Origin of the sequence: Methylotetracoccus oryzae (assembly GCF_006175985.1) — a bacterium.
In the GTDB taxonomy this organism is placed as follows: Bacteria; Pseudomonadota; Gammaproteobacteria; order Methylococcales; family Methylococcaceae; genus Methylotetracoccus; species Methylotetracoccus oryzae.
Genome location: NZ_SRSH01000002.1, coordinates 133,695 through 147,362, shown reverse-complemented (window position 1 = coordinate 147,362; position 13,668 = coordinate 133,695). Strand labels below are relative to the sequence as shown.

The 13,668-nt window shown below is 63.6% G+C and carries 13 protein-coding genes; 4 read left to right on the top strand and 9 right to left on the bottom strand.

Annotated elements, in window-relative coordinates:
* Positions 1–51: 51 nt before the first annotated feature.
* Genes xerC through lptM form a run of 5 tightly spaced genes read right to left on the bottom strand, consistent with a single transcriptional unit; the run spans position 52 to position 3,876 of the window.
* Positions 52–963, bottom strand: a complete 912-nt coding sequence (gene xerC / locus BWR02_RS03370; RefSeq protein WP_139556341.1) for a tyrosine recombinase XerC — start codon at positions 961–963, stop codon at positions 52–54.
* Entirely contained in the window at positions 953–1,669 is a 717-nt protein-coding gene (locus BWR02_RS03365) for a DUF484 family protein (protein WP_139556340.1), read from the bottom strand. Before BWR02_RS03365 ends, xerC begins: the two co-directional genes overlap by 11 nt.
* Positions 1,666–2,505: a diaminopimelate epimerase gene (dapF, locus tag BWR02_RS03360; RefSeq protein ID WP_139556339.1), complete on the bottom strand. Its 840-nt coding sequence runs from the start codon at positions 2,503–2,505 to the stop codon at positions 1,666–1,668. The genes BWR02_RS03365 and dapF overlap by 4 nt, the downstream gene beginning before the upstream one ends.
* A complete protein-coding gene (gene lysA / locus BWR02_RS03355) occupies positions 2,502–3,749 on the bottom strand; it encodes a diaminopimelate decarboxylase (protein WP_139556338.1) in 1,248 nt (415 codons plus the stop codon). The genes dapF and lysA overlap by 4 nt, the downstream gene beginning before the upstream one ends.
* A gap of 4 nt (positions 3,750–3,753) precedes the next feature.
* Positions 3,754–3,876, bottom strand: a complete 123-nt coding sequence (gene lptM / locus BWR02_RS03350) for an LPS translocon maturation chaperone LptM (RefSeq protein ID WP_139556337.1) — start codon at positions 3,874–3,876, stop codon at positions 3,754–3,756.
* A gap of 174 nt (positions 3,877–4,050) precedes the next feature.
* On the opposite strand from lptM, the gene mutY reads away from it, so the two are divergent.
* Together mutY and BWR02_RS03340 are read left to right on the top strand one after the other, a co-directional pair.
* On the top strand, positions 4,051–5,109 hold the full coding sequence (gene mutY, locus BWR02_RS03345) for an A/G-specific adenine glycosylase (protein WP_201276119.1): 1,059 nt from the start codon (positions 4,051–4,053) through the stop codon (positions 5,107–5,109).
* Positions 5,106–5,381 (top strand): oxidative damage protection protein, encoded by a 276-nt coding sequence (locus tag BWR02_RS03340; RefSeq protein ID WP_139556336.1) that lies wholly within the window; start codon positions 5,106–5,108, stop codon positions 5,379–5,381. The genes mutY and BWR02_RS03340 overlap by 4 nt, the downstream gene beginning before the upstream one ends.
* A gap of 124 nt (positions 5,382–5,505) precedes the next feature.
* On the opposite strand, the gene BWR02_RS03335 is transcribed toward BWR02_RS03340, so the two are convergent.
* The gene (locus tag BWR02_RS03335) at positions 5,506–6,804 is read right to left on the bottom strand and encodes a L,D-transpeptidase family protein (protein ID WP_236101872.1); all 1,299 of its coding nucleotides are present in this window, start codon (positions 6,802–6,804) and stop codon (positions 5,506–5,508) included.
* Between the two features lie 64 nt (positions 6,805–6,868).
* Positions 6,869–7,783 carry a recombination-associated protein RdgC gene (rdgC, locus tag BWR02_RS03330; RefSeq protein ID WP_139556335.1) on the bottom strand — a complete coding sequence of 305 codons (915 nt, stop codon included), beginning with the start codon at positions 7,781–7,783 and terminating at the stop codon, positions 6,869–6,871.
* A gap of 172 nt (positions 7,784–7,955) precedes the next feature.
* On the opposite strand from rdgC, the gene BWR02_RS03325 reads away from it, so the two are divergent.
* Positions 7,956–10,385 carry a Lon protease family protein gene (locus BWR02_RS03325; RefSeq protein ID WP_139556334.1) on the top strand — a complete coding sequence of 810 codons (2,430 nt, stop codon included), beginning with the start codon at positions 7,956–7,958 and terminating at the stop codon, positions 10,383–10,385.
* Positions 10,375–11,184 (top strand): hypothetical protein, encoded by an 810-nt coding sequence (locus BWR02_RS03320; protein ID WP_139556333.1) that lies wholly within the window; start codon positions 10,375–10,377, stop codon positions 11,182–11,184. The genes BWR02_RS03325 and BWR02_RS03320 overlap by 11 nt, the downstream gene beginning before the upstream one ends.
* A gap of 202 nt (positions 11,185–11,386) precedes the next feature.
* On the opposite strand, the gene BWR02_RS03315 is transcribed toward BWR02_RS03320, so the two are convergent.
* Positions 11,387–12,670, bottom strand: coding sequence for a dihydroorotase (locus BWR02_RS03315; protein ID WP_139556332.1), 1,284 nt, complete (start codon positions 12,668–12,670; stop codon positions 11,387–11,389).
* The gene (locus tag BWR02_RS03310; protein ID WP_236101870.1) at positions 12,667–13,665 is read right to left on the bottom strand and encodes an aspartate carbamoyltransferase catalytic subunit; all 999 of its coding nucleotides are present in this window, start codon (positions 13,663–13,665) and stop codon (positions 12,667–12,669) included. The genes BWR02_RS03315 and BWR02_RS03310 overlap by 4 nt, the downstream gene beginning before the upstream one ends.
* Positions 13,666–13,668: the final 3 nt, after the last annotated feature.

The window sequence follows — 13,668 nt, the reverse complement described above, 5'->3', positions numbered from 1 at the left end:
GGGTGGGCGCGATTATAGCTCATTATCCGTTGCCGACGAGGTCGGCCGCGGTCAGCGCTTCTTGTCGCGGACCTTGTGAGCGCGTGGATGGGCCTGATCGTAAACGGCGGCCAGACGCTGGAAGTCAAGGTGAGTGTAAATCTGGGTCGTACTCAGATTGGCATGGCCCAGCATTTCCTGCACAGCCCGCAGGTCCCCGCCGGACTCCAGCACGTGACTGGCGAAGGAATGCCGCAGCATATGCGGATGTACCGGCTGATCGCCGCCCTTGAGGGCCTGCCAGCGCTTGAGCCGGACCTGCACGGTACGCGCCGCGATCCGGCTGCCTCTTCGGCTGACGAACAATGCGTCCGTTCCGGTCACGGCAAAGCCGGGGCGCACGTCGAGCCAGCGGCCGAGGGCTTCGTTGGCATAGCGCCCCAGTGGCACGTAGCGCGACTTGCGACCCTTCCCCTCGCGCACCAGAACCCAGCCTTGTTCCCGGTCCACGTCCCTGACGTCCAGCTTGACCAGTTCGCCGAGGCGCAGGCCCGAAGAGTAGAACAGTTCCCACATCGCGAGATCGCGTTCCTCCAGCCCATCGTCGGCCTCGGCGGCAAGCAGCCCACCGATCTGGTCGACATCGAGCAAGCGCGGCAGACTCCGGGCAAGCTTCGGGGCGCGGACCGCTCGCGCGGGATTGTGTGTGAGCTCACCGCGGCGGGTCAGAAAATCGAAAAAGCTGCGGATTGCGGCGAGCTTACGATGCAGGCTGCGCGTCGCCATGCCCGCTCGATGCCGGTCGGCAATGAAGGCCTTGACGTGTCCTGGCCGGATTTCGGTGAGGCCGGTGATCCCCAGGTCAGCGCAGAACGCCCGGAACTGCGCCAGATCGCGGCGGTAGGCGGCCGCAGTGTGCTCCGAGCCACGCTGTCCGCAGCGTTCGAGAAACTCGGCGACGCCGGTGAATGACTCAGGCGTCATGCTCTCGGCCGATGGCACGCAGGAGATCGGCGAGCCGCGCCGCCACGATCTCACCGATCTGGGCGAGAAAGAAATTCCCCATCGTGGTCTGGAAGCGCTGTGCGCTGCGGCTCCCGATGGCGAGAAACCCCTTGACGCCGGCGTGCCGCAACGGAATCAGGGCATATGACAGGACCTCATCGCCATCCGGGTCGAAAAGGCAGCGAATCTTGTCGGCGCTGGGCACGCCGCAGACTGGCACCCCGGCATCGAGAATCGGGCGGATTGCGCTCAACTCCGCGCGGTCCTGCGAGGTGTACAGATCCGACAGCGCCATCGCAGGCTGCGGGTCGAAAACCCGCAGTGTCACGAAATCTGCCTGAAAGGCCTCGTGCAGGATCCAGCGCAGAGAGGCGAGCGCATCGTCGACGCTGGTCGCTTCGAGCAAGGCGAGCGTCAACTCGTGTATCCGGCGGAATACGGCGTCGTTGTCGCGAGCGTTCTGCACGATCTCGCTCAGCTTAACTTGAAGCTTCCGGTTCTTGTCCCGCAACAAGTCGATCTGTTTGGCGACCAGAGACACGGCGTCGCCACAGGGGTGCGGGACGTTCAGCACTTCCAGCAGGTCCTGATGCTGGTGGAAAAAGTCAGGGTGGGCGCTCAGGTAGGCGGCCACATCGATGGACCGCAGGCCCTGTTCGGGCTGTTGGGCTGGCTTTGAACTCATAAATCGATACTGCCTTCGAATACTGTGACGGCTGGCCCGATCAGGAATGCCGGGCGTCCTCTACCGCTCCACTGAACCTGCAGCCTCCCTCCGGGCAGATCGAGGTGCACCGTATCGTCGAACAACCCCTGCTCGATCCCGACGATGACAGCGGCGCAGGCACCACTGCCGCAGGCCAGCGTCTCACCCGATCCCCGCTCGAAGACCCGCAGACGTCCCTGCTGCCGGTCAATCGGGGCGAGGAACCCAACATTGACGCGTTCGGGAAAGGCCGGATCGGACTCGATGCGCCTGCCGAGCGTGGCTACGGGCGCCAGATCGACATCGTCGACGACGATCACCGCGTGCGGGTTTCCCAGTGAAACTGCTCCGAATCGGATCTCCGTCCCGTCGATCGTCAACGTGTAGAGCGGCGCTTCCGCGGCAGCCTGATAAGGAATTTCCGCGGGGGCATGACGCGGCACGCCCATGTTGACCTTCACGTCCCCGTTCGGTTGGAGGTGCAGGATCATGCGACCGGCACGAGTATCGACGATGACATCGTCGGCGTCGCACAGTCCCTGCTCCCGTACGAAACGCGCAAAACAGCGCGCACCGTTGCCGCACTGGGCGACTTCGCCGCCATCGGCATTGAAGATACGGTAGGAAAAGTGTGCCCCGGGCTTCGTCGCGGGTTCGACCAGCAGGACCTGGTCGCAACCGATACCGAAATGTCGATCAGCGATCGCACGGACGCGCCCGGCATCCAGCTTCAGCCTCCGGCGGACGCCGTCGAACACGACAAAATCGTTGCCGAGCCCGTGCATCTTGACGAAAGGAACGCGCGTCGGGCTCATCCGATCCGGTATTCTCCAGCAAACAGCTGCGGCACATCCTCGCGCTCACGTACCAGATGGACAGTGGCTCCGTCGACCATCACCTCGGCCGCACGGGGACGGGAATTGTAATTCGAGCTCATGCTGAAGCCATAGGCACCGGCGGAACGGGCAGCCAGCAAATCGCCGACTTCGAGCCCGAGCGACCGCTCCTTGCCCAGGAAATCGCCCGTTTCGCAGACCGGACCGACGATGTCGTAGGTCCGCTCGGGCCCGGCGCCGCCCTGCTTGACCGGCACGATCTCCTGCCAGGCCTGGTACAGCGCCGGGCGGATCAAATCGTTCATCGCCGCATCGACGATCGCGAAGTGCTTGGCCTGCGTGGACTTCAGATACTCCACCCGCATCAGCAATACCCCCGCGTTGCCGGCGATCGCCCGCCCCGGCTCGATCAATACTTCGTAGTCTCGCGAGCGCAGCCGATCCAGGACTGCGGCCGCGTAGTCCGCTGGCTCCGGCGGGATCTCGTCCTGATAGCGAATACCGAGACCGCCACCGAGATCCAGATGGCGGATCCGGATACCCGCATCGCTCAGCCGGTCCGCGAGCCTGAGTATCCGATCCAGCGCATCGAGAAAAGGCTCGACGCTGGTCAATTGCGAGCCGATATGGCAATCGATGCCGACGATGTCGAGGTTCGGCAGGCGCGCAGCCCGCAGGTATTGCACCAGCGCCGCGTCGATATCGAGCCCAAACTTGTTCTCGCGGAGACCGGTCGAAATATAGGGATGGGTGCCGGCATCGACGTCCGGGTTGACCCGTATGGACACGGGCGCCACCACGCCCAACTCTCCCGCCAGGCGGCTCAGGCGGTCGAGTTCTTCCGCAACCTCGACGTTGAAGCAACGGATACCGACCTCGAGGGCCCTGCGCATCTCGTCTTCGCGCTTGCCGACCCCAGAAAACACAACCTTGTCCGGAGAGCCACCCGCCGCCAGGACACGTTCCAATTCCCCAACCGAAACGATGTCGAAACCAGAGCCAAGTCGGGCCAGTACATCGAGCACGCCCAGGTTCGAGTTGGCCTTGACGGCGTAGCAGACCAGATGCGGCCAACCTTCGAATACGCGATCGAAGGCATGAAAATGGCGTTCCAACGTCGCCCGACAGTAAACGTAAACGGGCGTGCCGAAACGCTTGGCGATCTCGGGTAAAGGCACGGCCTCGGCATGCAGGATGCCGTCGCGGTAGTTAAAATGATCCATGAGGTCAGCGCTGCTGCTCGGGGTCTTCGCCCGGGCGCGGGAGATAAAGTGGGCCCTTCTGGCCACAGGCCGACAGGACGAGGACGGCGAGTACCGTCAGGGAACTGAGCTTGAAAATCCGGAGCATGTCAGAAAACATTTCCCATCCGTGCAGTCGCTTAATTCTAAATGAATCCCGCAGCGGACGCTTCCCTTTGCGTTGGGCGGATCTGTCGCTCGTCGATGAGGGTACCGGGGAGTGAGTTTGAGGCGCCCACCAATCAATCCGGAATCTCGGGTTCCAACGCCCACGAACGAGTCAGTGGAGCAATTCAGGCACTCCGTTCTCGCCTGGTTTGAGATCCACGGTCGGAAGAACCTGCCCTGGCAAAATCCACGCGACCCCTATCGAGTCTGGATCTCCGAGATCATGCTGCAACAGACACAGGTCGCGACCGTTGTGCCCTACTTCGAGCGCTTCGCGGGAAATTTTCCGGACATTCGCACGCTCGCATCCGCTCCCGCGGAGCGCGTGCTCGCCCTATGGTCGGGTCTCGGCTACTATGCCCGCGCACGCAACCTGCATCGCTGCGCGGAGATCGTCGCCGAACGCTACGCAGGAGCACTGCCGGCTACGCTCGATGAATTGGCTGACCTGCCCGGTATCGGACGCTCCACGGCCGGCGCGATCCTCAGCCTGGGTTTCGGCATTCGGGCGACCATCCTCGACGGCAATGTCAAGCGCGTGTTGTGCCGCTACCGGGGTATCGAAGGTTGGCCCGGTACCGCCTCAGTCGCTGCAAGCTTGTGGGCGACCGCCGACCGGCTTACACCACCCGACCGGTCTGATGCTTATAATCAGGCCATGATGGATCTGGGGGCGCTGGTCTGCACCCGCGGCCGCCCGGCTTGCAATCACTGCCCCCTGTCCCCCGGCTGTCGCGCCCGATCCGAGCAGCGGGTCGGTTCGCTGCCGAGCCCGCGACCGCGTCGCACGGTCCCGGTGCGGCGCTGCACGATGCTGATCCTCGAAGACGGAGCGGGCAATTTCTTCCTGGAACGCCGGCCACCGACCGGGGTCTGGGGCGGCCTCTGGTGCTTTCCGATGTTTGACGACACCACGCAGATCGCCCCGTGGCTGGCCACGAACAGCCTTCGGGCCGAGCACTTGGCCGACTTGCCGGCACAGCGGCATACGCTGACCCACTTCCATCTGGACTTCGTCGCGGTCCGAATGCAAACCACACGCCCCCCGGATCGAGTGTCGGAAGCGCACTCGTGCTGGACGTCACCGAACCACGCTTCGGACCTGGGCTTGCCGGCGCCAGTGCGTCGGTTACTGGATCAATTCAACAATTACCTTGGAGCAACCAGAACATGAACAGAATGGTCAAGTGCGCGAAATTGGGTATCGAAACGGAAGGACTGGAGCAACCACCGTTTCCCGGCGCTGTCGGGCAGCGGATCTTCGAAAATGTCTCGAAACAGGCCTGGCAGGATTGGCTGCGTCTGCAGACGATGCTCATCAATGAACATCGCTTGACACCCTTCGAAGCACAGGCCAAATCGTTCCTCGCCCAGGAACGCGACAAGTACTTGTTCGGCAGTGGCACCGCCATGCCGGAGGGTTACGTTCCGCCCAAAGAGCCTTAGCACGGGCGGCAGAAGGACAAACGCTCCGGCGCATCAGAGTGTCGGTCCGGGGCAGCAGCCGACAATCCGCCGACCGCTCCGCCCCGCTAAACCCTAAAGCAACCCTGGAGCAAAGGCTCCCGGGTCAGATACCGGCGTCATCCGCCTCCTCGGAATCGTCCGGCTCCGGGGCCGTCGGCACGTAGGCGGGCTCAGGTGGGCTCGCCAGGGATTCCTCCGCGGGGTACGATTCACTCGATGATACCGGAGCAGACTCCACCGGCGCCGCATACGCGGATGGGTTCGAACGGGGGGACGAGGCCTCGAGTGCCGACGGAGTGGCGCGTTCGGGCGCATCCGATACGGAAGCGATTCCGGAGATCAGCACCGGCACGCCCGTCGGATGTTCCAGTTCCTTCTTCAGCGCTGCACTGTTGATCGATACCGGCCGACTTGCGGTCTTCTTGTCGATCAGCCCCATCGCCAGATCACGAAGTTCGCCGTAGCTCATCCGATCCTCGTCCAGCGGTTGGTGCACCTCCATGTACAAATCGTCGCCGATCCAGCCGAGTTTCACGGGCTGATTCACCAGTCGCACCGGGGTTCCGACATTGACCAGAGGGAACAGCTTCGCGATATCTTCCGGGTACATGCGAATGCAGCCGTGGGTCACTCGCATGCCAATCCCGTAAGCCTTGTCGACGTCGGTACCGTGAATAAGGTAACCGGCAACGCCGAGTTTCATCGCGAACTGCCCGAGCGGGTTATTGGGACCGGGCGGTACGACGTCGGGCAGCATGTCACCGTCCTTCGCATGCTCCTTCTTGATTGATTCGGGCGGATGCCACGACGGATCCTTGACCTTCTGGATGACCTGAGTCGCGCCCAGTGGCGTGCGCCAATCCATGCGTCCGATGCTGACCGGATAGGTGATCACGTCGCGCGACGGCGCGCTGCTGACTGCAACCGCCTCGACCGGCTCGGCAGCCGGCTCCGATTTCGCGACCGCGCGGCTGGATTCACCCTTGCGCGCAATGTGGGTCTGATACCTTCCGCCGCTGGCTGCCACAGGCTGCGCCTTGGGCGCTGCCGGCTTGGGCTTGGTGACGGCCGGCGCCGAACCGCCGGGATAGTAGTACAGCCGCATTTCCGGGATGTTCAGCACGATCCCGCTGCGAGGGGCATCCGGCAGAATGAATTGCCGGGGAATCAATACCTTCGTGCCACCTTTCGGCAGCCAGCGATCCACCGTCGGGTTGGCCATGACGATTTCTTCCTGGCCCAGGCTGTTTTCCCGCGCAATGTCGATCAGCGTATCTTCGTCGCCGGCCGTTGCGTACTTGATACGGCCGATCAAATCGTCGCCGGCAGCCGGGAGCCGATAAACTTCGGCGTTTCCGGCGATTGGCGCTAAGACATTGAAGGAAATAGTAATCCACTTCAAGATCTGGAGTAGGGACTTGGTCATCGTGTTGTGGCACCAACCTTAATAGCCTGAAAAATCATCATTATACGCTCTGACGGCGTTCACCGCCGAAAAGTTCGAGCAAACGCGGAAGAAACTCCGCCAATTCCAGGCTCATGATCGCGAAATCGGCATCGAAGCGCTGTGCCGCATCATCGGTTTCGATCTCGCCGGCGCGCTCCTGAACGGTCTCGAGAAACCGCAGGCGGCGCACGACCAACCGATCGTCCAGCGTGAAGCTCAACCGGTCTTGCCAACGCAGGGCCAGACGCATGGCCTGCTTCCCCGCAGCCAGGTGCTGCTGGATTTCCGGCACCGCGAGGTCCTGACGCCGGCAACGCACGATGCCACCCTCCTCATCGGTAGCACGTAGCTCACATTCCTGTTCGATGGTGATGTCAGCCGGCGCCTCGCCATCCGCGAGCCAGCGCGTCATGACGACTGACGGCTGTTCCTCAGTGGCCGGAAAGGCGATCGGCAATTCCCCGATCGTCGAGCGCAGCAAGCTGGTCAGATCATCGGTCCGCCGACCGCTCGCGCTGTCCACAACCAGCCAGCCGCGCTCGGAATCGATATAGGCATGGGTACGACGGGAATGACTGAACGCGCGGGGCATCAGTTCCATGACCACATGGTCGCGCAGTTCCGACCGTTCCCGCTTGCCCGGCTTTCGCCCCTCCCGAACCTCGATCTCCGCGACCCGCTCCGCCACCTGCTCATTGACAACGGCCGAGGGCAGGATCTTCTCTTCCTGCTTCAACGTCACCATCATGAACGGACCGATCACGTGTGCCAGCGAGGCATCGGCCTGGCTGGTGGGCGGCACCCAACCGGCACTCATCTGATCCGTGCGGCCGCAAGGGCGAAAACGCCGTTCTGCCAGATGTGCCTCGAGTTCCTCGGCCGGCATGGTGAACGGGGTGGTAAAGCGAAACAGGGCTAAGTTCTTGAACCACATATCGAGCAAGTGACCCGCAAAAAGCCGCTTAGTATCGCCAATCGGGACTGGGTTGTCACCGACAGCGAGCGTTCTTCCAGCCGGCGACCCCAGGCCAGCGCCCCCAGTTGCCAAGACACAGCCGAGTATCCGATGATGCGTCTACCAGACCAGAGCAACTCGGGAGTGTCTTGTGACGATCCCCACCCTCGGTCCCGGCCCCCTGTCCGCGGACCAGCTGTTCAACTCCTGCGATCCCTCGCAACTGGCGTTCGCGACGACCGATGAACTGGCCGATATCGGAGTGGTCGTCGGCCAGGAACGCGCCCTCAATGCCATCCGCTTCGGCGTCTCGATCCCGCGCAAGGGCTTCAACGTATTTGCGCTGGGGCCCACCGGCACCGGCAAGATGACCGCAGTGCGCGAAATCGTCACACGCGAGGCGGAACATCAACCAAAGCCGGAGGACTGGTGTTACGTAAACAACTTCACAGACCCCTCCAAACCCAAGGTACTGAGCCTGCCGGCCGGCGTCGGGCGGCGCTTTGCCACGGATATGACCCACGTGATCGAGGAACTCAGCATCTCGATCCCGGCGGCATTCGAAGGGGAGGAATACCGGACACGAACCGAGGAAATCGAAGAAGAGGCCAAGGAACGTGAGACAAACGCCCTCAACGAACTGCGCCGCGAAGCGAAGCGGCAACACGTAGCCCTGATCGAAACACCAACCGGGTTCGCCTTTGCCCCGATCAATCCGGAGAACGAGGTCCTGAGCCCCGATCAATACCATGCGCTCGCCGAGACCGACCAGCAGCACATCCGTGAGACCATCGAACAGCTTCATCAGGCGCTGCAGAAACTGCTCCGCCAGTTCCAGCCTTGGCGCAAGGAAGCCAAAGAGAAGCTGAAGAACCTGAACCGCGAGATTGCCACCTTCGCGGTCAATCACCTGATCAGCGACCTCGCCGAACGCTACGGCCATATGGACGGGGTCAAACAGTTCATCGACGCAGCCCGGCAGGACATCGTCGATCACGCCGATGAGTTTTTCCCGAAGCCGGAGGGTAGCGGCGGCGGCCTCTTCGGCCAGAGTGCGCGGCAAAGTCCCGGGCAGCGCTATCAGGTAAACCTGATCGTGGCCCATGATGACGCCGCTGCTGCGCCGGTCGTATTCGAGGACCTGCCGACCCACAGCAATCTGGTCGGCCGCGTCGAGTATCAGGCCCTGATGGGCGCGCTGCTGACCGACTTCACGATGATCAAGGGCGGCGCCCTGCATCGCGCGAACGGCGGCTATCTGCTGCTGGACGCCCGAAAATTGCTGCTGCAGCCCTACGCCTGGGAAACCCTGAAGCGGACCCTGCAGGCCGGCGAAATTCGGGTCGAGGCCCTCGAGCGAACCCTGGGCCTGATGAGTACCGGCACGCTCGAACCAGAACCGATCCCGCTACGCACGAAGGTCGTGCTGATCGGCGACCGCCTGTTGTACTACCTGCTAAACGTCTACGATCCGGAGTTTCGGAGCCTGTTCAAGGTCTCAGCCGATTTCGAGGAGACCATCGACCGGACACCCGACAGCACCGCGATGTACGCCCGCCTGATCGCGAGCCTGTCGCGTCGTGAAGGACTGCACCCGCTCGACCGCGACGGGGTGATCCGCGTGATCGACGAATCCGCCCGCTGGGCGGAGGATGCCGAAAAGCTCAACACGCACCTGCAGCGCCTTGGCGATCTGCTAAAAGAGGCCGACTTCTGGGCGTCCGAAGCCCGACGCAACGTGATCACGCGAGAGGATATCCAGACCGCGATCGACGAGCAGACCGGGCGCTCGGACCGGATCCGACAGCGGCTTTACGAAGCGATCCGGCGCGGTACCGTGCTGATCGACACCAGCGGCGCGGCCGTGGGCCAGATCAACGGCCTGTCGGTGATCAGCCTCGGCGACTTTGCCTTCGGCCTGCCTTCGCGCATCACCGCGACGACCCGGCCCGGCAGCGGCAAAGTCATCGACATCGAACGCGAAACGGAGCTCGGCGGCGCGATACATAGCAAAGGCGTGATGATCGTGTCGAATCTGCTAGCCGCGCGGTTCGCCCGGGCGCAGGCGTTTTCGGTCTCGGCCAGCCTGGTCTTTGAACAGTCATACGGCAAGGTCGACGGCGACAGCGCATCGCTTGCCGAATTGTGCGTAATCCTTTCGTCGCTCGCCGAGTTGCCGATCCGGCAGAATCTCGCCGTGACGGGTTCGATCAACCAGCACGGACGAGTGCAGCCGATCGGCGGTGCGAACGAGAAGATCGAAGGGTTTTTCGATATCTGCCATGCCCGAGGCCTTACCGGCGACCAAGGCGTCATCATCCCCCGCGCCAACGTCAAGAATCTGATGCTCCGCGCCGATGTGGTCGCCGCCGTGCGCGTGGGCAATTTTCACGTGTATGCGGTCGATTCACTCGACGAGGCGCTGGAACTGCTGCTGGGCGTTTCCGTAGGGGAGCGCGATGCGTCCGGGAACTTTCCCGACGACAGCCTCAATGGCCGTATCGAAGCCAAACTGCTTGAATTCGCGCGTATTCAACGCCGCTGGATGCAGGCGGACAAGACCGATTCGAATGAACAGTAAGCCTCCTGCCTCCCGCCTGCGAATCGTCGTCGCGTTCGATGTCTGCCGGCGCGATCTCGACTCACTCGAACTGGCAGCCGTCCTGGCGGCGCGCCGCGGAGCCGAGATCGACGCCGTGTTCGTCGAGGAACTGAACCTGCTCAACAGCGCCGAACTGCCCTTCACTCGGGAGGTCGACCGCCTGTTCGGTACCGAACGTGCTTTCGACCCGCTCCGGGTCTCCCGCGCACAGCGCATTGGCCTGTCTCAGATTCGGCAGGAACTAGGACGGCTGGCCGAGCAACTGAAGGTTCGCGGCAGCGTCCGAACGCTCCGGGGGCACCTCGTTCCCACGGCCCTGGCCTGTGTTAGCGACATCGATGTGCTGGTGATCGGTCGTCGTCGCGACCGCCCTGCTCCGGATCGGGCCGGAGCACGCCTGTCGGTAACCAGGAGATCGGGCACCAGCGCCCCCGCCATGCAGGGGGAAGCCGTGTGGTCGGTCTTCGACGGCACCGCGGCGAGCCTGTCAGCGGTGGCGGTGGCCGCAGAGGTGGCTGCCTGTGAAAAGCGGCCCCTGTGCGTGGCGGTGCCCCGCTCGCCGCCTGAACTGACCCAGGAACTGCAGCGCAGCCTGGCTTCAGGGCAAGTGCCGCAGCCTGCCCCCACTCGGATCATCGAGATCCAGCCTTTCGAGCCGTTCGCCCTGCTACGCCGTTTGCGGCAAAGCGGTTGTCGCATGCTGGTTCTTCCGCGCACCGAGCGGTCGCTGATCGAGGCGACGACCGACAGTGCGGACTGGCCGTTGATGCTGGTCTGAGGACGCCGCACCTGGGCCAGCTCGCGGCGTCTTGACAATGACCGTGCGGGCAGGTGCAGGCCCTTCGGACCCGGTTAGCGCCGTGAGCATCGCACAATGGGCCATCGCCACGCTGCCGCGCCGTCGAAATCCGGCCGACAGGCTCGAGTCAGTGCATCCCTGGGACGGTTACAGGCACCCGAAAGGGCAAAACTCGCTTAAGCTAAATCAGCTCAACGACGCAGCCACCGATCACCATGGTCGTGACTCGGCCCACCATGTCCTCACCCCAGAACGGGGTATTGCGCCCTGCGCTCCGCCAAGTGGTCTCGTCGACTATCCAGCAACGTTGGGGGTCGAAGATGCAGATGTCGGCTGGGGCTCCGATGGCCAGGCGCCCGGATGCGAGCCCGAGGATGCGAGCCGGACCCACGGTCAGCCGGGCGATCAATTCCTGTAGCGACAAGACACCGTCGGCGACCAGACGAAGGCCTAGAGGCAGCATGCATTCGAGCGTCGACATGCCGGGCTCGGTCTCCGGGAAAACCTGCAGTTTGGCATCCGGGTCGTGCGGCTGGTGATCCGAGCACAGCGCCGCAAGAGTACCGGCTGCGACAGCGGCCCGCAGCGCAGCCCGATCCGCTTCGGTCCGGAGGGGCGGATCGACATGGCACAGCGCGTTGAAGCCGTCGACGTGCCGCTCGGTCAGATGCAGCTGGTGCAGTGCCGTATCCGCCGTCACCGGCAGACCGCGCTGCTGCGCACTGGTAATCGAGCGAATGGCGCGGGCGCCGCTGATCTGACCGAAGTGCAAACGGACCCCGGTGAGCTCGGCCAGTACCAGGGCTTCCGCCACCGCAATCGTCTCGGCCGCTTCCGGGATTCCGGGCAGACCCAGCCGCATGGCGACGGCACCCTCGTGAACGCAACCGCCGTCGCGCAATGCCGTATCCTGCGGCCGCAGGCACACCAGCAGATCGTAACCGGCGGCGTACTCGAATGCGCGGCGTAGAACCAGATTGTTCGCGAGCGGCACCCCGGCATTGCCGACAGCCCGGCATCCGGCCGACTGCAAGGCGCCGAGTTCGCTGAGATCGCGTCCGTTGAGCCCCCGGGTCAGGGCGCCGATCGGCAACACGCGGATGCGGCCGGCCTGCTGCGCACGCTCCAGGATCAGCTTGACGACAGCAGGGGAATCGATCACCGGCACCGTGTCCGGCGGCGTGCAAACCGTCGTGAAACCCGCGGCGAGCGCCGCCGCCCCCTCGCTGGCGATGGTGCCCTTGTGTGCCTGCCCGGGTTCCCTTAACCGTGCGGACAAGTCGATGAAGCCCGGGCAGACCACCTGCCCCGGCACCTGCAACTCACGGTCGGGCTGGAAATCCGCGGGCTGATGGCCTACCGCCAGGATCACCCCGTCGGCGCTGCACACCGGCCCAACGCAGTCGATGCCACTCTCCGGGTCGATGACCCGCCCGCCGCTGATCAATATTCGCTCGGCGATCATGCCCGACGCTCTGCTCCGGGATCGAAATCGGTGCCACTGCGCATGGCCAGGGACATGATGGCCATGCGGATCGGGATACCGTAGTGAACCTGCTTGAGAATCACCGATTGAAGTCCATCGGCGACCTCGGAATCGATTTCGACGCCCCGGTTGATCGGCCCTGGATGCATGACGATCGCGTCAGGCCTGGCCAGGGCGAGCCGGCGCGCTGTCAACCCGAAACGCGCGAAATACTCCCGCTCGCTCGGGATGAACGCCCCGCTCATCCGTTCGCGCTGCAGCCGCAGCATGACGACCACATCCACACCCTCGATACCCGCATCGAGATCGGTCCAAAGACTGACACCCAGGTCTTCGGCGTGCATCGGCAGCAGCGTCCGCGGTGCGATCGCCCGGATGTCACGCACGCCGAGCAGGCGCAGCGCATGTATCTCCGAACGCGCGACCCGGGAATGCAGGATATCGCCGACGATCGCGACCTTCAGCGCGGGAAGCTCCCGCCCGCTGCGGCGAATCGTGAACAGATCCAGCATCGCCTGCGTCGGGTGCGCATGGCGGCCGTCGCCGGCATTGATCACGCTGACGTGCGGCGCGACATGTTGTGCGATGAAGTGGGCCGCTCCGCTGTGGGCGTGACGGACCACGAACATGTCCACCTGCATCGCCTCGATGTTCCGAATCGTGTCCAGCAGGCTTTCGCCTTTGGCCGTCGCGGAGGTCGCGATATTGATGTTCAGCACATCGGCCGAAAGGCGCTTGGCCGCCAATTCGAAAGTCGTGCGGGTGCGCGTGCTGTTCTCGAAGAAGAGATTGACGACGGTCTTGCCGCGCAGCAGAGGCACTTTCTTGACTGTCTGTTCGGTGACACTGCAAAAAGACTCCGCGGTGTCCATGATGCGGTTCAGGAGGCCGGCGTTCAGGCCTTCGACGGTCAGGAAATGGCGAAGGCGACCGGCGCTGTCGAGTTGCAAGGATCCGATCTGAGTGTGCTTCACGCG

What these genes read in the sequence shown, in the direction of transcription:
- BWR02_RS03315 (WP_139556332.1), bottom strand. Translation starts at nt 12,670, where the DNA reads ATGATCGCCGAGCGAATATTGATCAGCGGCGGGCGGGTCATCGACCCG.
- lysA (WP_139556338.1), bottom strand. Translation starts at nt 3,749, where the DNA reads ATGGATCATTTTAACTACCGCGACGGCATCCTGCATGCCGAGGCCGTG.
- BWR02_RS03320 (WP_139556333.1), top strand. Translation starts at nt 10,375, where the DNA reads ATGAACAGTAAGCCTCCTGCCTCCCGCCTGCGAATCGTCGTCGCGTTC.
- rdgC (WP_139556335.1), bottom strand. Translation starts at nt 7,783, where the DNA reads ATGTGGTTCAAGAACTTAGCCCTGTTTCGCTTTACCACCCCGTTCACC.
- BWR02_RS03365 (WP_139556340.1), bottom strand. Translation starts at nt 1,669, where the DNA reads ATGAGTTCAAAGCCAGCCCAACAGCCCGAACAGGGCCTGCGGTCCATC.
- BWR02_RS03340 (WP_139556336.1), top strand. Translation starts at nt 5,106, where the DNA reads ATGAACAGAATGGTCAAGTGCGCGAAATTGGGTATCGAAACGGAAGGA.
- xerC (WP_139556341.1), bottom strand. Translation starts at nt 963, where the DNA reads ATGACGCCTGAGTCATTCACCGGCGTCGCCGAGTTTCTCGAACGCTGC.
- lptM (WP_139556337.1), bottom strand. Translation starts at nt 3,876, where the DNA reads ATGCTCCGGATTTTCAAGCTCAGTTCCCTGACGGTACTCGCCGTCCTC.
- dapF (WP_139556339.1), bottom strand. Translation starts at nt 2,505, where the DNA reads ATGAGCCCGACGCGCGTTCCTTTCGTCAAGATGCACGGGCTCGGCAAC.